The following is a 19,942-nucleotide window of genomic DNA, read 5'->3' as shown; positions in this document are numbered from 1 at the left end:
AGTAGAGAAGAACTCATGGCAATCCGTAAGTACAAGCCGACAACCCCGGGTCGCCGCGGTGCCTCGGTCTCGGACTTCGCCGAGATCACCCGCTCGACCCCCGAGAAGTCGCTGCTGCGTCCGCTCACCAAGACCGGTGGCCGTAACGCTCAGGGCCGCATCACCACTCGTCACAAGGGTGGCGGCCACAAGCGTGCCTACCGTCTGATCGACTTCCGTCGTTTGGACAAGGACGGCATCCCGGCCAAGGTCGCGCACATCGAATACGACCCCAACCGCACCGCCAATATCGCCCTTCTGCACTTCGCGGATGGCGAGAAGCGCTACATCATCGCGCCCAAGGGCATTGCCCAGGGCACGAAGATCGAGTCCGGCACCGGCGCGGACATCAAGCCCGGCAACAACCTGCCGCTGCGCTCGATCCCGACCGGTACCACCATTCACGCGGTGGAACTGCGTCCGGGTGGCGGCGCCAAGCTGGCTCGCGCTGCCGGTATGAGCATTCAGCTGCTGGGTAAGGAAGGCGCCTACGCCGTCCTGCGTATGCCCTCCGGTGAAATCCGTCGCGTCGATGTGCGCTGCCGCGCCACCATCGGCGAGGTCGGCAACGCCGAGCAGTCGAACATCAACTGGGGCAAGGCCGGCCGTATGCGGTGGAAGGGCGTTCGCCCGACCGTCCGTGGTGTCGTGATGAACCCGGTCGACCACCCGCACGGTGGTGGTGAAGGTAAGACCTCCGGTGGTCGCCACCCGGTCTCGCCGTGGGGCAAGCCCGAGGGCCGTACCCGTAAGCCCAACCGTCCCAGCGACAAGCTCATCGTCCGCCGCCGCGGCAAGAAGCGTTAAGGAGGAGGTTAGACATGCCACGTAGCCTGAAGAAGGGCCCGTTCGTCGACGGCCACCTCCTGAAGAAGGTGGACGTACAGAACGAGAAGGGCACGAAGCAGGTCATCAAGACCTGGTCGCGTCGTTCCACCATCATTCCCGATTTCATCGGCCACACGTTCTCGGTGCACGACGGCCGCAAGCACGTGCCGGTGTTCGTGTCGGAGAACATGGTCGGACACAAGCTCGGTGAATTCGCGCCGACTCGGACGTTCAAGAGCCACGTCAAGGAAGATCGGAAGAGCAAGCGGCGATGAGCACTGAAACTCAGAATCAGACCGCACGCGCGACCGCCAAGCATGTCCGCGTGACGCCCATGAAGGCTCGTCGTGTTGTGGACCTGGTCCGCGGCAAGCGGGTCGAGGATGCGCTGAACATCCTGCGGTTCGCTCCGCAGGCCGCCAGCGAGCCGGTTGCGAAGGTTGTCGCCTCGGCGGCCGCCAACGCCGAGAACAACCTCGGCCTCAACCCGGCGACCCTGGTCATCTCGACGGCGTTTGTCGACGAGGGCGCGACCATGAAGCGTTTCCAGCCGCGTGCCCAGGGCCGTGCGTTCCGGATTCGCAAGCGCACCAGCCACATCACCATCGAGGTCGAGAGCGTGCCCACTGCCGGCGCTGCCACTCGTAGCCGCCGGAAGGGAGGGGCGAAGTAAATGGGACAGAAGATCAATCCCCACGGCTTCCGCCTCGGCATCACCACCGACTGGAAGTCGCGCTGGTACGCCGACAAGCAGTACAAGGAATACGTCGGAGAAGACGTCAAGATCCGCAAGCTCCTCTCCACCGGTATGGAGCGCGCGGGCATCTCGAAGGTCGAGATCGAGCGCACCCGTGATCGCGTCCGTGTGGATATCCACACCGCGCGTCCGGGCATCGTGATCGGCCGCCGTGGCGCCGAGGCCGACCGCATCCGTGCCGAGCTGGAGAAGCTCACCGGCAAGCAGGTGCAGCTGAACATCCTCGAGGTCAAGAACCCCGAGTCGGATGCGCAGCTCGTTGCCCAGGGTGTGGCCGAGCAGCTGTCGAACCGTGTGGCGTTCCGTCGTGCGATGCGTAAGGCCATTCAGTCGGCCATGCGTTCGCCGAACGTCAAGGGCATCCGCGTGCAGTGCTCGGGCCGCCTCGGTGGCGCCGAAATGTCGCGCTCGGAGTTCTACCGCGAAGGCCGTGTGCCGCTGCACACGCTTCGCGCGGACATCGACTACGGCCTGTACGAGGCCCGCACCACCTTCGGCCGTATCGGCGTGAAGGTGTGGATCTACAAGGGCGACATCGTCGGTGGCAAGCGTGAGGTCACCGCGACCGCAGCGCCCGCCGGTGACCGTGATCGCCCGCGTCGTGAGCGGCCCAGCCGCCCGCGTCGTTCGGGTGCCCAGGGCACAACCGCGACCAGCACTGAGGCCGGGCGTGCCGCGACTGCTGTCGCGGAAGCTCCGGCTGAGACGACCCAGGAGGGCTGACCTATGTTGATGCCTCGCAAGGTCAAGCACCGTAAGCAGCATCACCCCAGCCGTTCGGGCATGTCCAAGGGCGGCACCTCGGTTGCGTTCGGTGAGTACGGCATCCAGGCTCTGGAGCCGGCTTACGTGACCAACCGTCAGATCGAGTCGGCGCGTATCGCGATGACCCGCCACATCAAGCGTGGCGGCAAGATCTGGATCAACATCTACCCCGATCGCCCGCTCACCAAGAAGCCGGCCGAAACCCGCATGGGTTCCGGTAAGGGTTCGCCGGAGTGGTGGATCGCGAACGTGAAGCCGGGACGGGTCATGTTCGAGATGTCTTACCCGAATGAGGAGACCGCTCGTGAGGCCCTGCGCCGCGCGATGCACAAGCTCCCCATGAAGTGCAGGATCGTGACGCGAGAGGAGCAGTTCTGATGGCTACCGGAACTCCGGCTGCAGAGCTGCGCGAGCTGACCGAAGAGGAGCTCGTCGCGAAACTGCGTGAAGGCAAGGAAGAGCTGTTCAACCTGCGCTTCCAGATGGCGACCGGTCAGCTGACCAACAATCGTCGTCTGCGTGTGGTCCGCCACGAGATCGCGCGCATCTACACGGTCATGCGGGAGCGCGAGCTCGGCCTGGCCTCCGGTCCTGAAGGCAAGGGAGACGCCGCATGAGCGACGTAAAGGGCCCGGCCAAGACGCCGGCCAAGGCAGAGGAGCGGGGCCAGCGCAAGGTGCGCATCGGCTACGTTGTCTCCGACAAGATGACCAAGACCATCGTGGTCGAGCTGGAAGATCGCGTGAAGCACAAGCTTTACGGCAAGATCATCCGCACCACCTCGAAGGTCAAGGCGCACGACGAGAACGAGATCGCCGGTATCGGTGACCGCGTGCAGCTGATGGAGACCCGTCCGCTGTCCGCCACCAAGCGCTGGCGTCTGGTCGAGGTGCTGGAGAAGGCCAAGTAAGGTCTGCTCCGGACTTCGACAGCAGTCGAAATACGAAGGCCCGCTTCCCATGTGGAGGCGGGCCTTCGTCATTTCATCAGACGAGCCGCGCGCCGTGAGGTGTCAGAAGGAACCCATATCGGCCGATAGCCAGTGTTCGGGCCGCATATAGACGGCCACCTGGTCACCGATGGCGTCGGCCTGCTTCATATACGCCTCGACCTGGTCGGGGGTGAGATAGTGGGCGGCCATCTCGCGGTGCATCTCATCGGTGACGGGGGTGACGCGGGTGATCGGGCCCTCCGCCGTCACATAGCGGACGGTGGGTTCCAGGGCCTGGGCCATAATGCTGAACCGGCCGGATTCCTTCAGCCGCCGCATCTTTCGTGAATCGGGACCGGTGAGGACCCAGAGCTCGCCACCCGGCTCGTATTGGTACCAGATGGGGACGTTCAGTGGCGCTCGATCCGGTTCGTCATTGACCGCCAGTGCGCCGATGTGTGGTTGGGCCAGGAAACTCTGTCGTTCTTCCAACGTCAGTGCCATGCCATCCACGGTAGCGCGGGGGTATGACCGGTTCAGGTGTGCAGAGATTCGACGGCATGCACCAGTGGAGCCAGTTCGGGGTTGGTGGCGGCCTGGTCCAGGGCTTCGCGCAGGGCGGCGTCATTGGTGGGGCGGGCCTGTTCGAGCAGGGTGCGACCGGATTCGGTGACATTGGTGTAGATACCGCGCCGATCGGTCGGGCAGAGGTAGCGCTCGAGCAGGCCGCGGTCCTCGAGCCGGGTGACCAGGCGGGTGGTCGCGCTCTGGGACAGCACCACGGCGTCGGCGACCTGCTTCATCTGCAGGTGGCCGCCATCCCCGTCATGTTGCCGACTGAGGACGTCGAGCAGGGAGTATTCGCGGACGCTGAGGTCGTGGCCGGCCTGTAGTGCGCGTTCGATATGCGCTTCGATGCGCCCGTGCAGCATGGCCAGGGCGCACCAGCCCTGGGCCAGGGCGGTGAGAGCCGGATCGGTCGCGGTCATCTCACCAGGATAGAACACTTCCGCGATTGCCCGCGCTTGCAAGTATCACGCGTCTGCAACTATTGTGTATGCAATAACGCGCTCTTGCAATCGTCTGGAAGGTGTTCTCCATGCCGCTCGCACTGCTCGCCCTGGCCATCGGGGCCTTCGGTATCGGCACCACCGAGTTCGTCATCATGGGCCTGCTGCCCGAGGTCGCCGGTGATTTCGGCGTCTCCATCCCGACGGCGGGCTGGCTGGTCACCGGGTATGCGCTCGGCGTCATGCTGGGTGCGCCGATCATGACCGTGCTCGGCACCCGTATCTCCCGCAAGCGCATGTTGATGCTGCTCATGGGATTGTTCATCGCCGGGAATCTGATCTCCGCGGTCGCGCCGGTCTTCGGGGTCATGCTGCTCGGCCGTGTGGTCGCGTCACTGGCGCACGGCGCGTTCTTCGGCATTGGCGCGGTGGTCGCCGCTGACCTGGTCGCACCGGATCGCAAGGCCGGGGCCATCGCCATGATGTTCACCGGCCTCACCGTCGCGAATGTGGTCGGCGTGCCGCTGGGTACGCTGGTCGGGCAGCAGATCGGGTGGCGGGTGACCTTCGGGATCGTCGCGCTGCTGGGCGTGGCCGGGTTGGCCGGTATCGCCGAGCTGGTACCGGATATGCCCGCCCCCGAGGGTGTGCGCATTCGCCGAGAACTGGCCGCCTTCAAGAACATTCAGGTGCTGCTGGCCAATGGTATGACCGTGCTCGGCTTCGGCGCGGTCTTCGCCGCCATCACCTATATCGCGCCGATGATGACCGAGACGGCGGGTTTCGCGGACGGTTCCATCACCTGGCTGCTGGTGCTGCTCGGCCTGGGGATGGTTGTGGGCAATCTGGTGGGTGGCCGTTTCGCCGATCGCGCGCTGCTGCCGATGCTGTATGTCTCGTTGTCCGCCTTGGCGATCGCGCTGGCGCTGTTCACCGTCACCGCCCATAGCAAGCCGCTCGCGGCCGCCACCATCTTCGTGATCGGTGGGCTCGGTTTCGCCTCGGTGCCCTCGCTGCAGAAGCGAGTGCTGGATCAGGCCCCCGATGCGCCGACCCTGGCCTCGGCGGTGAATATCGGGGCGTTCAATCTCGGAAATGCCTTGGCCGCGTGGCTCGGTGGGTTGACGCTCTCCGCGGGTATGGCCTATACCGCGCCGAACTGGGTGGGTGCGGGTCTGGCCGCTTCGGCGCTGTTGCTGGCGCTGCTGTCGGCGGCGCTGGAGCGCCGGGAAACCGCTGCCGCCGTGGCGGTTCCGGCACGGGATCCGGTGCCCGCGGCGCGCTGAGCGAGCATTCGGCGTTTCGCAAGTTCGCGTTCGGCGTTTCGCGAGCTGAGGCGTATTCCGTACCGCGCGTTCTTGTATGGGATTTATCGCATTGCTACTCTCGGCGAAGTGCCCGCTACCGGGTACAGATCCTCGGGCGCGATCGGTGAGTGAATGCTCGACAATGTTGTTCGCATTGCGATAGTTGGAATGGGACCTCGCGGTCTGAATGTCTTCGAACGTATTTGCGCGAATGCCCGGCAGCTGGGTAGTTGTGCCGGTGTGGAACTGATTCTCATAGACTCGAAAAGGGTTGGTACGGGAGCGGTCTGGCGTACCGATCAACCGGCTCAGCTGCTGATGAACACGGTAGCCGAGCAGGTCACCATCTTCACCGACGATACGGTGGAGATGGCGGGTCCGGTGGATCGAGGGCCCAGTTTGTACGAATGGTCCAATTTCCTCGCCAAGATAGGCAATTTCGCCGGACTGCCCTCCGGCGCATACCGCGAAGCCCTGCGAATCCGCGCGGATACCTATCCACCGCGCTACTTCTACGGCCATTATCTGCGCTGGGCATTCGAACGAACCCGCGACCGCTATGCCGAATGGGCGCACACTCGCGAAATTGTGGCTACCGCTACCGATCTGCGAGACGGTCCGGGCGGATTGCAGGAGCTCGAGCTCAGCACCGGTGAACGGCTGCGCGGTCTGCACGCCGTGGTGCTCACCCAGGGGCATCTGGGGGAGGAGCCGCCGGAGGAGCCCGGCTCCCTGCCGGATTCGGCGCGCCAGCTCGGCCTCGGCTATGTGCCCCCGGCCAATGCCGCCGATATCGACACCGATCGCATTCCCGAGCGCGAACCGGTGCTCATTCGCGGCCTCGGCCTCACCTTCTTCGACTACCTGACACTGCTGACCGTCGGCCGCGGCGGGTGTTTCAAGGAAAGCGACGCGGGCCTGGAATACGTGCCGTCGGGCCGGGAGCCGGTGATCATGGCGGGGTGCCGCCGCGGCGTACCGCATCACGCGCGCGGTGAGAATCAGAAGGGTGTGGACGGCCGGTACGCGCCGATGCTGCTCACGCCCGAGCGCATCGCCCGATTGCGCGGTCGCTCACGGAAATTCGGTGATGTGTCGTTCCGGCACGATGTGTGGCCGCTGATCGCCCGCGAGGTCGAATCGGTCTACTACTCGGCGATCCTGGCCGAGCGGCTGAGCCCGCAGCGACTGGAGTCCTTCCGGGACCGCTATCTCGCCGCCACGGCGGTCTCCGAGACCGCGGAGTTGTTGCAGCGCTTCCATATTCGTGAGACCGAGCAGTGGGACTGGTCCACCCTCGTGGACCCCACCGGTGGCCGCGCCTTCACCGATCCGGACGATTTCCACGATTGGCTGCTCACCTACCTCGACGCCGATGTGCGTGAGGCCCGCCTGGGCAATGTGCGCGGTCCGGTGAAGTCGGCCCTGGATGTGTTGCGCGACCTGCGCAATGAGGTCCGCCTGGTGGTCGACCACGGCGGTATCGCGGGCTCGTCGTACCGCGATGATCTGGACCGCTGGTACACGCCCATGAACGCCTTCCTCTCCATCGGTCCGCCCGCCAGTCGTATCGCCGAACTGGCGGCGCTGATTCGAGCGGGCGTGGTGCGGGTCATCGGCCCGGGTATGCGCATGCGGGTCGATACCGGTCGCCGCCTGTTCTCGGCGGAATCTCCGCGGGTCGAGGGTTCGCAGGTGCGTGGCCGCCACCTCATCGACGCCTGGCTGCCCGCCCCAGATCTGCGCCGCACCGCGGACCCGCTGCTGCGTAATCTGCTGGGCCGCAAGGATGTCAGCGGTTTCACCATCGGTTCACCCGATGGCAGCGACTATCGCACCGGCGGTCTGGCGCTCGCACCCAACACCCATCATCTCGTGGATGGTGAGGGTCGAATTCATCAGCGCCGCTATGCCTTCGGCGTCCCCACCGAATCGGTGCGCTGGGTGACCGCGGCCGGTCCGCGCCCCGGCGTGAACTCGGTGACGCTGGCGGACGGCGACGGTATCGCCCGCGAGATTCTCACCACGCACCGCTATGAGCGGTCCGCGAATCCTCTGGAAGGGCAAGACGATATGGCGATCGAATACGGTCTGCTGTCCCCGGTGGGGGTGGGTGCGCCGGTGGAGTCTCTACTCGGTGACGATGCCTGGATCGAGGCCATGCTGGAGGTGGAGGTGGCGCTCGCGCGGGCGCAGGCGCGGCTGGGCATGGTGCCGGAGGTGGTGCCCGAACATATCGTCATGGCGGTGCGCGGGCACTCCTTCGATGCCCGGGAGATCGCGGAAGCCGCACGGGGAGCGGCGAATCCGGTGGTGTGCTTCGTGGAGCGGCTGCATCGCGCGGTCGCCGATATCGATCCGGTGAGCGCGAACTATGTGCACTACGGCTCCACCAGTCAGGACATTCTCGATACCGCGACCATGTTGATCGCGGCGCGGGTGCTGTCGGTGGTGATCGCGGATCTGAACGGCATTCTGGGTTCGCTGGCCGAACTGGCGCGGCGGCATCGCAGTACGCCGATCGCCGGTCGCACCCTGGCCATGCAGGCGGTGCCGACGACCTTCGGTGCGAAGGTGGCGGTGTGGATGCAGGGCATTCTGGACGCGCGGGAGCGGCTGTGTCAGGTGCGCACCGGGCTGCCGGTGCAATTGGGCGGTGCGGCAGGCACTTTGGCGTCGTATATCGAGTGCGCGCGCTGTGGTGATTCGGAGCTGGCGCTCGCGCCCAGCGGTGAGATCGTGGAGCGGTTGAGCGCGGAGTTCGCCGCCGAACTGTCGCTGGGGGTGAGTGCGACCCCGTGGCATTCGGTGCGCACCCCCATCGCCGATCTGGCGTCCGCGCTGGCGCTCACCTCGGGCGTGCTCGGCAAGATGGCGGTGGATGTGATCTCCCAGTCCCGTACCGAGGTGGCCGAACTCTTCGAGCCCTCGGCCGAGGGGCGCGGTGAATCCTCCGCCATGCCGCAGAAGCGAAATCCGGTGCTGAGCACCATGATTCGCGCGGCCGCCCTGCAAACCCCGGCGCTGGCGTCGACGCTGTTCGGTGCGCTGCTGGCCGAGGATGAGCGGCCCGCCGGTTCCTGGCATGCCGAATGGCAGCCGCTGCGCGAATGTCTGCTGCTGGTGGGTGGTGCGGCGCATACCGCGGTGGAGTTGGCCGCCGGTCTCACCGCCGACGCCGATCGGATGACCGCGAATCTGACGCTCACCGAGGGGCAGATCGTCTCCGAGCGGCTCTCGATTCGGCTGGCTCCGCTGCTGGGTAAGCCGGTCGCGAAGAAGACCCTGCAATCGGCGTCGTACGAATCGCAGTCCACGGCGCGTCCGCTTGCGGAGATCCTGGCCGAATCCCCGGATATCGCAATGCATTTGAGTCCGCCGGAACTGAACGACCTGCTCCGACCGGAAAACTATCTCGGCGCGGCCCCCGACCTTGTCGATCGAGTGCTGCGCCGAATGTGAGCCTCTCCGCGTCATCCCGGCGCGTTTTTGGCCGGGATCCACTGAACTCGTTGGAGCGCAGGCGGTGTGGATCCCGGCCAAAAGCATGCCGGGATGACGGGGTTACTACCAGCGTTTGGCGGGCCGGTTGGTGGCGGCGCGGCGGGCGGCCTCCTTGGCCTTGACGCGCTCGGCCTCCTTGCGGACCTCGGCGTAGTTCTCGCGTTCGCGCAGCAGCCACTCGGGCGGGTTCGCGATGAGGGCGTCGATCTCGGCGGTGGTCAGCGCGTCCTCGACGCCGGCGCGGCCCAGGCCGGAGTTGGAGATGCCGAGTTTGCGGGCCACCACATCGCGCGGGAAGGGTCCGTCCCGGTGCAGATCCTGCAGCCACTGCGGCGGATCGGTGCGCAGCTGCTCCAGCTGGGCGCGGGTGACGGGTGAGTTCCGGAACTCCTCGGGGGTTGCGGGGAGGTAGATACCGAGTTTGGCGGCCGCGGTCAGCGGCTTCATGGTCTGGGGGTTCTTGTCCGGGCTCACCTGATCAGGGTATCGGGCCGGGTGTGGTGAACCGGCCGCGCGGTGCGGTTACTCGGATGCCGGTGCAATAACCTGGGTGGAATGAGCCGGTTCGAGTCGATCGATGTCACGCGTCTGCGCTGGTTCGCCGGGGTTGCGGAGGAGTTGCACTTCGCCCGCGCCGCACAGGCGATGGGGATTTCCCGGCAGCGTTTGAGCCGGACGGTTATCGAGCTCGAGGAGGAGCTCGGTACCAAACTCTTCGTACCGGGCGCTCAGCCCACCCAGCTCACGGCCGCGGGCGAGGAGTTGTTGACCGCGGCCCGCGAGATTCTCGCGAATGTGGTGCGGGAGCCCGCCCCGGCGGCCGATGACGAGGCCGAGCGGCTGCGCGTGGGATTCGTACCGGGCGTGACGGTCACCAAATGGGAGCGCATCTGGCGTGAGCGTTTCCCGGAGCTGCCGCTGGAGATGGTGGCGATCCCGATGCGTGACCAGGAGTCGGCCCTGCGCGAGGGCCTGGTCGATATGGCGTTCGTACGTCTGCCGGTCGATCGCGACGGTATGAGTGCCATTCCGTTGTATCGCGAACTGCCGGTGGTGGTGGTGCCCAAGGACCATCCGATCTCGGTGTTCGAGCAGGTGAGCACCCTCGAGCTCGCCGATGAGCGGATGCAGGACGCCGCCGATCTCGATGATGCCGCCATGACGATGGAGATGGTGGCCGCGGTCGGTGGCGCGGCCATCGTGCCGCATTCGATCGCCCGCCTGCATGCTCGCAAGGATCTGGTCTACCGGACTGTCACCGATGTGCCGACGACGGAGATCGCGCTGGCCTGGCCGGAGGATCGGACGACCGAGCTGGTGGAGGAGTTCGTCGGTGTGGTGCGCGGTCGTTCCGCGCGCAGTTCGCGTTCGCCGTCCGGCCAGGAGTCGAAGAAGCCGCAGGCCAAGGCGCAATCGCGGGGTGTGAAGAAGCCGTCCGGCGGTAAGAAGCCCGCACCGGCCAAACGTGGTGGGGCAGTGCGGAAACCGGGTAAGCGGCGCGGCCGCTGATCATCGGGGTCGATCTGGGGATATCTCAGGGTCGATTCAGGGTTGCGCTATACGTATACGTCTACTTATAGTGATTGCGGGCGGCGAAGAGGCCGCCCGCTGATGGTCGTCGGTATCTGAACCTGTTGCGGCACAGTGCATCTCAATCCGTGGTGGCACGTTGTAGATGCATGCCTATATGCGCATCAACGAATGTGGCTGTCGTCAACTAATGGTTGACTATCGAACTGAAGTCAACTTAAAGTTGACGCGCGCGAGAATTGGAGTACGTCATGGACATCGACATGCAGAAGCCCGAGGGCGGCGAGCCCACCCGGGGTGCTCTCGTCACGCAGGATTTTCCGGAGGGCATGAGCCGCATCGAACTGCGCGTCGGCCCCGGCGGGGGTCGCACCCAGACCTTCGTCGGTCGTCTGCTGTCCGAATCGCAGCAGGTCACCAAGGTCGGCACCGAGGTGGTGGGCGTCTATCTCAGCCGTAAGGGCAAGTTCGTCGTGCATCGCCAGTACGTCGAATGGTCCGACTTCCAGCAGGCGACCAAGCAGGCGTATCACACCGTCCGTGCCGACTTCGTCACCGCGCGACGCAATTCCGATCAGTCCGACTTCTCGCCTATTACGCACTGGGTCAAGGAGTTTAAGAACTGGCGCGAAATGCTTGGCCTTGGTAAGGATGGATACGGGGACTTCACTCTGGACATCGTCGACTCGCTGGACGAGTTGCGTAGCCGTGTCCCCGCCAAGGCCTTCCGGATCGCCGCCGACGTGGTGTCGAACCCGGCCTCGCAAGACCTCGATATCTGAATAGCGCGGCCGAACCCCGAAAGGACTTCTCCCGCATGTTCTCCCGACTGGGACGCTTTGTCGTCAAGCAGCCGTGGCTGGTCATCGGCGTCTGGCTGATCGCCATTGTCGCCATCGCTGCCACGGCTCCCAAACTCACCGCAACCACGGAACAGGCCGACTTCCTCCCCTCGCACTACGAGTCCATCCAGGCGATGCAGACTCAGGAGAAGGCCTTCCCCAACAGTGCCACCCCGTCCGCGCTCATTGTCTTCGAGCGCGCCGACGGCGCACCGCTGACCGAGGCCGATACGGCCACCGTGAAGGCGGCGGCGGCCAAGCTCACCGAGCGAAACATCAAGGATGTCACCGCGATCGCGGCGATGCCGGTATCGGAGAACAAGCTCGTCGATGTCGTCGCGGTGCAGATGACCAAGGTCACCAGCCCGAACGACAAGCGGCAGACCGATGCGGTGAAGGATCTGCGTACCGCTCTGAAGGAGACGGTCGAGGGTTCGGATCTGAAGGCGGGTGTCACCGGTCAGGCGGCGCAGACGCTGGATCAGCAGGATTCCGGTAACAAGGCGCTGGCCATCATCGGTATCGCGACCATTGTGCTGATTCTGGTGCTGCTGCTGGTGATCTTCCGCAGTCCGGTCATCGCACTGCTGCCGATCCTGGTGATCGGTGCGATCTCGATGGCGGTCAATGGCCTGATCGCCATGGTGTCCAAGGCTTTCGATCTCAAGGTCGACAGTTCCGTGCAGTCACTGCTGGTGGTGGTGCTGTTCGGTGTCGGCACCGATTACATCCTGTTCCTCATGTTCCGGTATCGGGAGCGGCTGCGTGCCGGTGAGGACCCCAAGACCGCCATGGTCAGCGCGGTGACCCGGGTCGGTGAGGCGATCAGTTCGGCCGCGGCCGCGGTGATCATCGCCTTCGGTGCGCTGATGCTGTCGACGCTGGGCATGTTCCGTTCGCTCGGTCCGGCGCTGGCCATCGCCGTCGCGGTGGCGCTGCTGGCGGGTCTGACCCTGGTTCCGGCGATCGTTTCGCTGTTGGGCACCAAGGTGTTCTGGCCGTCGAAGGCGTGGAAAGTGGAGCCGGACGCGGCGCGTTACGCGGCGATGGGTAGGTCGCTGGGCAAGCGTCCGGGTCTGTACGCGCTGGTATCCGGTGGTTTGCTGGTGGCGTTGGGGCTGGTCGCGCTGGGCTTCAATCCGACCTTCGATCTGAGTTCGAGTTCGACCTCGGATACCTCCGAATCCACGGTCTACAGCAAGGAATTGCTCAAGGGCATGCCCGCGGGTACGACCCAGCCGTCGCAGGTCTACCTGAGTTCGGAGGGCACGGCGCTCACCTCGGATCAGTTGGCCGCCTATCGCACCGCGCTGACCGGTATCTCCGGTGTGGGTCAGGTGTCCGAGCCGAAGCTGTCGGAGAACAAGGAGATCGCCGAATATCAGGTGACGCTCAATGACGCTCCGGAGTCCGATGCCGCGTTGCAGACGGTGCAGGGTCCGCTGCGCGATGTGGCGCATTCGGCGGCGCCGGAGGGTACCAAGGCCGTGGTCGGCGGTATGACCTCGATCTTCGTTGACTTCAAGGCCGCGATGAATCGTGATTACACGGTGGTGTTCCCGGTGGCCGCGGTGCTGATCATGCTGGTGCTGGGTCTGCTGCTGCGCAGTCTGGTGGCGCCCTGGTATCTGATCGCGTCGGTGTTCCTCGGATTCGCCGCCACGCTGGGTGCCGCGGTACTGGTCTTCCAGCACCTGCAGGGTAATTCGGGTCTGATCTTCACCTTGCCGCTGATCATGTACCTGTTCGTGGTCGCGCTGGGTACCGACTACAACATCCTCATGGTGGCGCGATTGCGGGAGGAGGCCCGCGAGGGTCATGATCCGCACCGGGCCGCGGCTGAGGCCGTCAAACACACGGGTCCGACTATCGCGGCGGCCGGTGCCATCCTCGCGGGCACGTTCGCGTCGATGATGCTGGCGGGTAATACCGCGCTGTCGCAGATGGGTTTCGCCATCTCGGTGGGCATCACCATTGCCGCGTTCGTGATGGCGATGTTCTTCACCCCGTCGGTGACCGCGCTGATCGGTCGCAAGGCGTGGTGGCCGGGTCACGGTGGTGATGCCGATCCGCAGGCGGAGTGGAACGAGCAGCAGTGGGCGCAGCCCACCTCTGATTCCGCGCGCCACTAGCCACGAATCCTGTTCCAGCACAGCCGGGCCCGTCTCCTTTTCGGAGGCGGGCCCGGCCGTTGTACTGGGCATTCGCGGTTGTGACAGAAACACGTTTCAGTTTTTTCCCGAAAGTGCCACCGTCCGAACTGGACAAACGATATGGTTCGCCGGACCGTACCCGCAGGGGGTTGGCACCCGAGGAGATTCCAGACATGACCACGACCGTGAACAAGCGCATCGCCCAGCGGGCCGGATTCGGCATCACCGCTCTGGCGGCGGTGGCCTGTTCGGCGGCCCTGACCGCGCCCTACGCGTCGGCGGTCCCCACTGGCCTGTCGGTGAACGCCCGCAATATCTACGCGGCCTGCACCTACGAGGTCACCGCGACCTACGACCACTGGTTCGAAGCCTGGTTCTACGACAACGGCCTGGTCATCGGCGGCAGCCCGATCAGCCCCACCAATGGCAAAGCCACCATCCAGTGGACCCCCAAGAGCGCCGGCACCCACACCCTGTCCACCCTGCAGGGCACCGCCTGGGAGCTGAAGGTCAACGTCCTGCAGCCCACCCTCACCGGCAGCGCCACCTGCGGCGCCAGCCCCCTGGGTTTCCTGGGCTCCTGATCTCGGTTCGGTGGCGGCCCAACCACACCGAACCGTCCCGGACCGGCCGACCGCCAAATCCTCTGTTCCCTAGGTCGGCCGGTCCACCCCTTTTCCAGGGCGAAAGTGTTTTCAGCGCAGGGTCGTATGCCAGACGAGGGCTGCGGCCAGGGCGCCCGCGCCGTTCACCGACCAGTGCAGGGCGATGGGGGCGAGCAGGCTGCCGCTGCGGCGGCGGAGCCAGGTGAAGACGGCTCCGGCTGCGGCGGTGGCGATTACGGCCAGGCCGATGCCCATGATTTGGCCCGCTACACCGCTGCCGAGGATGCCGCTCAGGCCCTTGTTGCCGTTGGTCAGGCCGAGCGATGAGGCCACGTGCCAGAGGCCGAAAAGCATTGAGCCCGCCGCGAATACGCCGCGCGCGCCGTAGGCGCGGTCGAGGGTGCCGTGTAGGACGCCGCGGAAGGCCAGTTCTTCGGGGATGGCCGTTTGCAGCGGGATCACGATCATCGATGCGATGAGTGCGCCGGAGATGGTGGCGTAGCGGTCGGCCAGGAAGAACGGGCGGGTGATCGGCAGCAGTGCGCCGATGGCCACGGCGGTCAGGACTACGCCTACGGCGGCGAGGGCCCAGACCGAGCCGCGTCGCCAGTGCCTGGGGGACAGGCCCAGTTCGGCCCAGCCGAGGCCGCGGCGGCGGACCATGGCGAGCAGCACAATCGCGGCAATGGGGACGGTGACAATGCTGGCCCAGGCGGTGGTGAAGTGCGCGATGAGATTCGTGCAGATCAGAACGGCGACAACGACGGCCACATCGATGTAGGCGTGCAGGCGGTGGTGGAGAGGTGCGGGTGCTGCGGGGAGCACGGCGATCGCACCGTTATCGTTCTGAGACATCCCGGCCAGTGTACGTACGGATTCTTGGAACGCACTGGAAATGTGGTTAAAGCTGATCTCCGGTACGGATCGGGCCGGATGCCCAGCCCTCGGGATCGGCCCAAGCCTGCAGCGTGCGGGTGGTTTCGAAGCGCCGCGGCTGCCGTGAAATCGGGTCGGTGAATTCGAGCGCACCGGCGAGCAATTGCAGCGGCCGCGAGTAGTCGTCGACCGGTTTGTCGGTGAGGTCGGGATAGAAGTCGTCGCCGAGAATCGGGATGCCGAGCGAATTCATATGCAGTCGTAGCTGATGGGTGCGACCGGTCTTCGGCTTCAGTCGGTAGCGCCCCAGACCGTCGCGCTGCTCCAGCAATTCGACCAGCGTCTCGGCATTGGGTTCGCCCGGTTCCTCGAAGGCCCGCAACACCTGCCGCTCCTTGATGATTCGGCTGATCACCGTGCGCGGCAGTTCGAGTTCGGGATCGAAGCGCGCGATGGCCTCGTACTCCTTGTGCACCACCCGCCTGTGGAACATGGTCTGATACGCCCCGCGCACGGCGGGATCGACGATGAACAGGATCAGCCCGGCGGTGACGCGATCCAGTCGATGGGCGGGCACCAGGTCGGGTAGGTCGAGGTCGCGTCGTAGGCGTACCAGCGCGGTCTGCAATATGTGCTGCCCGCGCGGAATCGTGGACAGGAAGTGCGGTTTGTCGATGACGAGAATGTTCTCGTCCCGGTGCACGATGCCGATCTCGAACGGCACCTCGGTCTCCACGGGCAGATCCCGGTGGAACCACACCGCACCGCCGGGCACATACGCCGCATCGGGTGCGATGGGTCCGTCGAGGTCGACGATTCCGCCTTCGCGCAGCAGTGCGTCGATGCGCGCCGGATCGACGCGGGGCAGTCGATCGACGAGGTGATCGCGAATGGTCGCCCATTCCCCGTCCTCGGGCATTCGCAAGCGCGCCGGGTCCAGCCCGTGCCGCTTGGCCAGCGGCGGCTGCTGCTTACGTCTCACCGCAAGAACCCTATCGGCGTGGTGAATGCATCGGTGCGGGGGCCTGCTCCCCGTTTGCAAAGTTAGCCTAACCTATCCTTCGAGCGAGACTTGTGTGAGGATCGGGCGGACGGAACAAGGGTGAGGGGCTACTGATGACAGTCGAGGTCGCGCCGGACAAGGCGGCGGCGAAGGCGCGCAAGCAGCGGGAAGCGCGGGCGCGCAAGGAGATTCTGGCTCCGGTCGGCGGGGTGCTGACGCTGGCGAGCCTGCTGGTCGCCATCGCCTCGATCTGCGCGGTGGTGCCGTTCCTGCTGATCGTCTCGGCGTGCCGGGAGCTGTTGAACGATTCGGTCGATACCGATCGGGTGTGGCGGCTGCTGCTCATCGCGGTGATCGTGCTGGTGGCGCGGGCCCTGCTGCAGGCGGTCGCGCTGACCTGGTCGCATCTGGTCGATGCCGGATTCCAGCTGACGCTGCGCCGCCTGCTGGCCGATAAACCGACCCGGGTTCCGCTGGGCTGGTTCGGTGATCGCACCTCGGCGGAGGTGAAGAAGTACCTCCAGGATGATGTGGAGGCGCTGCACTATCTGGTGGCGCATGCCCGCCTGGATTTCATCGGTTCGGTGACCGTGCCATTGGTGACGCTGATCTATCTGTTCACCGTGGACTGGCGGCTCACCATCGTGCTGCTGGTGCCGCTGGTCCTGTACGCGCTGTGCATGAGGAAGATGCTGGACGAGCCGGGCCGCGAACGCATGCTCACCTACAACGCCTCCGAACAGCGCACCCGGGAGGCGACCGTCGAGTTCGTGGACGGTATCCAGGTGGTTCGGGCATTCGGCCGGGCAGGCAAGGCGCACAGCGTCTTCCAGGACGCGGTCGATCATCAGACCGACAGCCTGCGGCGGTTGAAGATGCCGATCGTCTCGGTGCAGTCGCTCTCGGATGCGGTGGTGTCGCCGGTCTTCGTCATGCTGCTGGTCGTGCTGGCGGGGTTGGCCGGTGGCGGTGCGGGCTGGATCGAGCCGCTGGATGTGTTGCCGTTCTTGCTGATCGGGCTGGGCCTGGGCAGTTCGCTGATGGGTCTGGGCTACGGTGCGCAGGCTCTGCGCACCGCCGGTGATGCGGCGTTGCGGCTGCACGACCTGTTGCAGACTCCCGAATTGGCTTCCGGCTCAGCGGTTTCGAGCGCACCGGGGGATAACGCCGATCGGGTGCGGTCCGCGCCGGTCGCGGCGGGTCTGGTGCGTTTCGAGGGCGTGAGCTTCGGCTACCGTGACGATCATCAGGTGCTGCGCGGCATCGATCTGGAGTTGGCTCCGGGTACGCTCACCGCGCTGGTCGGCCCGAGCGGTTCCGGCAAGTCCACCCTCGCCAAACTGCTGCCTCGCTTCTATGACGTGCAAGCGGGCCGAATCACCATCGGCGGCCGAGATATTCGCGACTTCAGCACCGAGGAGCTGTATCGCACGGTCGGATTCGTCTTCCAGGATGTGCGCCTGATCCGCGGCAGCATCCGCGACAACCTGCTGCTGGCCCGCCCGGATGCGGAGACCGACGCCCTCGAGCGTGCGGCCCGCGCGGCGCAGATCCACGATCGGATCATGACCCTGCCGCGTGGCTACGACTCCGAGATCGGTGTCGATGCCACGCTCTCCGGCGGTGAGGCGCAACGACTTTCGATCGCCCGCGCCCTGCTGGCGGACACCCCGGTGCTGGTGCTGGACGAGGCCACCGCCTTCGCGGATCCCGAGTCCGAGGCCGCCGTACAGGATGCGCTGGCCGCGCTGGTCGCGGGCCGAACCGTGCTGGTGATCGCGCATCGGCTGCACACCATCACCGGTGTGGACCGAATCCTGGTGCTGGAGAACGGCGTACTGGTCGAACAGGGCGATCATTCGAGCCTGGTCGCGGCCGGTGGTCTCTACCAGCGACTGTGGCAGCTCAATGAGGCGGCGCTGGATGTGGTGCTGGAGGGAACACGATGATTCGCAAGGTTTTCGCACTGGTGCCGAGCGAGTTCGCGGCGCTCACACCGAGATTGCTGGCCGCCATCACCGCGCAGGCGCTGAGTCAGGCCGCCGCGTATGTCCTGCTGGTGCCGGTGCTCGAGGCCCTGTTCGACGGTGACACCGCGAGCGCCTGGCGCTGGAGCATCGGGTTGGCCGTCGCGGTGGCGGGTGTCATCGGATTCGGTTTCGTCCAGGCGGTTCTCGGCCTGCGTATCGGTGTCGGTATGCAGCAGGGGCTACAGACCCGGCTCGGTGATCATCTCAACTCCTTGCCGCTGGGCTGGTTCGAGACCCAGCACGCCGGTTCGCTGTCGCGGCTGGTGGTGGAGAATGTCCGCGAGGTGCAGGGTCTGATCGCGTATCTGCTGGCCAAGATGTTGACCGGGGTGATCGTCCCGCTCGGTGTGGCCATCGGAATGTTGTTCGTGGACTGGCGAATCTCCCTCGCCATGCTGCTGTCGGCTCCGGTGCTGTATCTGGTGAATCTGTGGGCGAATCGTTCGTATACCGCCTCGGATGAGCAGTTGCACGAGGCGTCGGCCGAGGCCAATGCCCGGGTGCTGGAGTTCGCGCAGGCGCAACCGGTGCTGCGTTCCTTCGGTGCGGTGGGTGCGGGCAATAAGGCGTTGAACGCGGCCTTGGTGCGGCAGCGCAAGGCCGCCACGGGCCTGCTGTTCGCGAGTGTCCCGGGCCTGATGGTGTTCTCGCTGTGTGTGCAGGCGGTATTCCTGGTGCTGGTGTACCTGGTGGTCGGGCAGGTGACCGACGGTGGTATCTCGGCGGCCGCGGCGATTGCCCTGGTCGCGGTGAGTTCACGCTTCATCGAGCCGTTGAATCAGGCCGCGCAGTTGGGCACGGCGCTGCGCGCGGCCGCGGCGGCGGCGGACCGGGTGACCGCGCTATTGGCCGAACCCGTACTGCCGCAGCCGGATTCCGATCCGGAGCCCGGTGCCCCGAGTGTGGTCTTCGAGAATGTGAGCTTCGCGTATCGCACCGGCGCGCAGGTGCTCTCGGAGGTGTCCTTCACCGTCGAACCGGGTACCACCACCGCGATTGTCGGCCCCAGCGGTGCGGGCAAGTCGACGGTATTGCGCCTGGCCGCCCGCTTCCACGATGCCGATTCGGGTCGAGTCCTGGTGAGCGGCAGCGATGTCCGCGAGCAGACCTCGCGGGCGCTACTGGGCCGGATGTCCCTGGTATTCCAGAACGTCTACCTGTTCAACCGCTCGATTCTGGAGAATATTCGAGCCGGTCGACCGGAGGCCACCGACGATCAGGTGCGCGTAGCCGCCGCCGCGGCGCGGGTGGACGAGATCGCCGACCGCCTGCCACAGGGCTGGGACAGTGCGGTGGGTGAGGGTGGCGCGGCGCTGTCCGGTGGTGAGCGCCAACGGGTTTCGATCGCCCGCGCCCTGCTCAAGGACGCCCCGGTGGTGCTGCTGGACGAGGCCACCAGCGCCCTGGATCCGCAGAGCGAGGCGGTGGTGGTGCGCGGAGTGCACGAGTTGACCCGGGATCGCACGGTGATGGTGGTGGCGCATCGCCTGGCCACCATCGCGCACGCCGATCAGATCCTGTTCATGGAGGCTGGCCGCATTGTCGAGCGCGGCACCCATGAACAGCTGCTGGCCCTGGACGGACGCTATTCCGCGTTCTGGAATGAGCGCACACGGGCGACCGGGTGGCGACTGGAAGCCGTTCCCGCGTAGTACTTCTCGAACCTCGAGGAGTGAAATATGGGTCAACCCCGGGTATTCCATGGAATACCCGGGGCTTCGCGTTGCCGTGCAGTGAATTACAGACTCATACGAGGCCGAGA

20 protein-coding genes are annotated in these 19,942 nt (G+C 65.7%); 15 read left to right on the top strand and 5 right to left on the bottom strand.

Features of this window, described 5'->3' with window-relative positions; genetic code table 11:
- Positions 1-15: 15 nt before the first annotated feature.
- The 7 genes from rplB to rpsQ are packed head-to-tail and all read left to right on the top strand — an operon-like array spanning position 16 to position 3,299.
- Positions 16-846, top strand: a complete 831-nt coding sequence (rplB, locus tag OHB26_RS07370) for a 50S ribosomal protein L2 (protein ID WP_067571117.1) — start codon at positions 16-18, stop codon at positions 844-846.
- Between the two features lie 14 nt (positions 847-860).
- Entirely contained in the window at positions 861-1,142 is a 282-nt protein-coding gene (gene rpsS / locus OHB26_RS07365; RefSeq protein WP_040804204.1) for a 30S ribosomal protein S19, read from the top strand.
- Positions 1,139-1,540, top strand: a complete 402-nt coding sequence (gene rplV / locus OHB26_RS07360) for a 50S ribosomal protein L22 (protein WP_067519526.1) — start codon at positions 1,139-1,141, stop codon at positions 1,538-1,540. Before rpsS ends, rplV begins: the two co-directional genes overlap by 4 nt.
- Positions 1,541-2,347 carry a 30S ribosomal protein S3 gene (gene rpsC / locus OHB26_RS07355; RefSeq protein ID WP_067571121.1) on the top strand — a complete coding sequence of 269 codons (807 nt, stop codon included), beginning with the start codon at positions 1,541-1,543 and terminating at the stop codon, positions 2,345-2,347.
- Between the two features lie 3 nt (positions 2,348-2,350).
- Positions 2,351-2,767, top strand: coding sequence for a 50S ribosomal protein L16 (gene rplP / locus OHB26_RS07350; protein ID WP_330183462.1), 417 nt, complete (start codon positions 2,351-2,353; stop codon positions 2,765-2,767).
- Complete coding sequence (rpmC, locus tag OHB26_RS07345) at positions 2,767-3,006, top strand: 50S ribosomal protein L29 (RefSeq protein WP_067571125.1); 240 nt, start codon at positions 2,767-2,769, stop codon at positions 3,004-3,006. The genes rplP and rpmC overlap by 1 nt, the downstream gene beginning before the upstream one ends.
- Positions 3,003-3,299, top strand: a complete 297-nt coding sequence (gene rpsQ / locus OHB26_RS07340) for a 30S ribosomal protein S17 (RefSeq protein WP_067571127.1) — start codon at positions 3,003-3,005, stop codon at positions 3,297-3,299. Before rpmC ends, rpsQ begins: the two co-directional genes overlap by 4 nt.
- Before the next feature lie 102 nt (positions 3,300-3,401).
- Here rpsQ and OHB26_RS07335 read toward each other — a convergent pair whose 3' ends face one another.
- Positions 3,402-3,824, bottom strand: coding sequence for a pyridoxamine 5'-phosphate oxidase family protein (locus OHB26_RS07335; protein WP_330183461.1), 423 nt, complete (start codon positions 3,822-3,824; stop codon positions 3,402-3,404).
- Between the two features lie 32 nt (positions 3,825-3,856).
- Complete coding sequence (locus tag OHB26_RS07330; protein WP_330183460.1) at positions 3,857-4,309, bottom strand: MarR family winged helix-turn-helix transcriptional regulator; 453 nt, start codon at positions 4,307-4,309, stop codon at positions 3,857-3,859.
- 110 nt (positions 4,310-4,419) lie between these two features.
- On the opposite strand from OHB26_RS07330, the gene OHB26_RS07325 reads away from it, so the two are divergent.
- Together OHB26_RS07325 and OHB26_RS07320 are read left to right on the top strand one after the other, a co-directional pair.
- Positions 4,420-5,616, top strand: a complete 1,197-nt coding sequence (locus tag OHB26_RS07325; protein WP_330183459.1) for an MFS transporter — start codon at positions 4,420-4,422, stop codon at positions 5,614-5,616.
- 153 nt (positions 5,617-5,769) lie between these two features.
- A complete protein-coding gene (locus OHB26_RS07320; RefSeq protein ID WP_330183458.1) occupies positions 5,770-9,099 on the top strand; it encodes a 3-carboxy-cis,cis-muconate cycloisomerase family FAD/NAD(P)-binding protein in 3,330 nt (1,109 codons plus the stop codon).
- A 105-nt stretch (positions 9,100-9,204) separates the two neighbouring features.
- Here the strand turns inward: OHB26_RS07320 and OHB26_RS07315 are convergent, their stop codons facing one another.
- Positions 9,205-9,615, bottom strand: coding sequence for a DUF5997 family protein (locus tag OHB26_RS07315; RefSeq protein WP_330183457.1), 411 nt, complete (start codon positions 9,613-9,615; stop codon positions 9,205-9,207).
- A gap of 81 nt (positions 9,616-9,696) precedes the next feature.
- Between OHB26_RS07315 and OHB26_RS07310 the strand changes: the two genes are divergently transcribed.
- The 4 genes from OHB26_RS07310 to OHB26_RS07295 all read left to right on the top strand — a co-directional run bounded on the left by OHB26_RS07310 (position 9,697) and on the right by OHB26_RS07295 (position 14,250).
- Positions 9,697-10,650, top strand: coding sequence for a LysR family transcriptional regulator (locus OHB26_RS07310; protein WP_330183456.1), 954 nt, complete (start codon positions 9,697-9,699; stop codon positions 10,648-10,650).
- Between the two features lie 272 nt (positions 10,651-10,922).
- Positions 10,923-11,453, top strand: coding sequence for an EXLDI protein (locus tag OHB26_RS07305; protein WP_330183455.1), 531 nt, complete (start codon positions 10,923-10,925; stop codon positions 11,451-11,453).
- Positions 11,454-11,488: 35 nt separating this feature from the next.
- Entirely contained in the window at positions 11,489-13,645 is a 2,157-nt protein-coding gene (locus OHB26_RS07300; RefSeq protein WP_330183454.1) for an MMPL family transporter, read from the top strand.
- Between the two features lie 194 nt (positions 13,646-13,839).
- A complete protein-coding gene (locus OHB26_RS07295; RefSeq protein ID WP_067571165.1) occupies positions 13,840-14,250 on the top strand; it encodes a hypothetical protein in 411 nt (136 codons plus the stop codon).
- A 111-nt stretch (positions 14,251-14,361) separates the two neighbouring features.
- Here OHB26_RS07295 and OHB26_RS07290 read toward each other — a convergent pair whose 3' ends face one another.
- Positions 14,362-15,126 (bottom strand): CPBP family intramembrane glutamic endopeptidase, encoded by a 765-nt coding sequence (locus OHB26_RS07290; protein ID WP_330183453.1) that lies wholly within the window; start codon positions 15,124-15,126, stop codon positions 14,362-14,364.
- Between the two features lie 46 nt (positions 15,127-15,172).
- Complete coding sequence (locus tag OHB26_RS07285; RefSeq protein ID WP_330183452.1) at positions 15,173-16,129, bottom strand: RluA family pseudouridine synthase; 957 nt, start codon at positions 16,127-16,129, stop codon at positions 15,173-15,175.
- Positions 16,130-16,263: 134 nt separating this feature from the next.
- Here OHB26_RS07285 and OHB26_RS07280 point away from each other — a divergent pair, with 134 nt between their 5' ends.
- Both OHB26_RS07280 and OHB26_RS07275 read left to right on the top strand, forming a co-directional pair.
- Complete coding sequence (locus tag OHB26_RS07280; protein WP_330183451.1) at positions 16,264-18,099, top strand: ABC transporter ATP-binding protein; 1,836 nt, start codon at positions 16,264-16,266, stop codon at positions 18,097-18,099.
- Positions 18,096-19,832, top strand: coding sequence for an ABC transporter ATP-binding protein (locus OHB26_RS07275; RefSeq protein WP_330183450.1), 1,737 nt, complete (start codon positions 18,096-18,098; stop codon positions 19,830-19,832). The genes OHB26_RS07280 and OHB26_RS07275 overlap by 4 nt, the downstream gene beginning before the upstream one ends.
- The last annotated feature ends 110 nt before the right edge of the window (positions 19,833-19,942 follow it).

Origin of the sequence: Nocardia sp. NBC_01503 (genome assembly GCF_036327755.1) — a bacterium.
Classification (GTDB): Bacteria; Actinomycetota; Actinomycetes; order Mycobacteriales; family Mycobacteriaceae; genus Nocardia.
Note: the sequence above shows the minus strand (reverse complement) of the source record. Positions and strands in the feature narration are given on the sequence as shown.

Excerpts from the sequence above, each read along its gene's own strand:
- rplB (WP_067571117.1), top strand. The coding sequence starts at position 16 with ATGGCAATCCGTAAGTACAAGCCGACAACCCCGGGTCGCCGCGGTGCC.
- OHB26_RS07300 (WP_330183454.1), top strand. The coding sequence starts at position 11,489 with ATGTTCTCCCGACTGGGACGCTTTGTCGTCAAGCAGCCGTGGCTGGTC.
- OHB26_RS07290 (WP_330183453.1), bottom strand. The coding sequence starts at position 15,126 with ATGTCTCAGAACGATAACGGTGCGATCGCCGTGCTCCCCGCAGCACCC.
- OHB26_RS07330 (WP_330183460.1), bottom strand. The coding sequence starts at position 4,309 with ATGACCGCGACCGATCCGGCTCTCACCGCCCTGGCCCAGGGCTGGTGC.
- rplP (WP_330183462.1), top strand. The coding sequence starts at position 2,351 with ATGTTGATGCCTCGCAAGGTCAAGCACCGTAAGCAGCATCACCCCAGC.
- OHB26_RS07305 (WP_330183455.1), top strand. The coding sequence starts at position 10,923 with ATGGACATCGACATGCAGAAGCCCGAGGGCGGCGAGCCCACCCGGGGT.
- OHB26_RS07335 (WP_330183461.1), bottom strand. The coding sequence starts at position 3,824 with ATGGCACTGACGTTGGAAGAACGACAGAGTTTCCTGGCCCAACCACAC.
- OHB26_RS07320 (WP_330183458.1), top strand. The coding sequence starts at position 5,770 with ATGCTCGACAATGTTGTTCGCATTGCGATAGTTGGAATGGGACCTCGC.
- rpsC (WP_067571121.1), top strand. The coding sequence starts at position 1,541 with ATGGGACAGAAGATCAATCCCCACGGCTTCCGCCTCGGCATCACCACC.
- rplV (WP_067519526.1), top strand. The coding sequence starts at position 1,139 with ATGAGCACTGAAACTCAGAATCAGACCGCACGCGCGACCGCCAAGCAT.
- rpsQ (WP_067571127.1), top strand. The coding sequence starts at position 3,003 with ATGAGCGACGTAAAGGGCCCGGCCAAGACGCCGGCCAAGGCAGAGGAG.
- rpsS (WP_040804204.1), top strand. The coding sequence starts at position 861 with ATGCCACGTAGCCTGAAGAAGGGCCCGTTCGTCGACGGCCACCTCCTG.
- rpmC (WP_067571125.1), top strand. The coding sequence starts at position 2,767 with ATGGCTACCGGAACTCCGGCTGCAGAGCTGCGCGAGCTGACCGAAGAG.
- OHB26_RS07280 (WP_330183451.1), top strand. The coding sequence starts at position 16,264 with ATGACAGTCGAGGTCGCGCCGGACAAGGCGGCGGCGAAGGCGCGCAAG.
- OHB26_RS07275 (WP_330183450.1), top strand. The coding sequence starts at position 18,096 with ATGATTCGCAAGGTTTTCGCACTGGTGCCGAGCGAGTTCGCGGCGCTC.
- OHB26_RS07310 (WP_330183456.1), top strand. The coding sequence starts at position 9,697 with ATGAGCCGGTTCGAGTCGATCGATGTCACGCGTCTGCGCTGGTTCGCC.
- OHB26_RS07325 (WP_330183459.1), top strand. The coding sequence starts at position 4,420 with ATGCCGCTCGCACTGCTCGCCCTGGCCATCGGGGCCTTCGGTATCGGC.
- OHB26_RS07295 (WP_067571165.1), top strand. The coding sequence starts at position 13,840 with ATGACCACGACCGTGAACAAGCGCATCGCCCAGCGGGCCGGATTCGGC.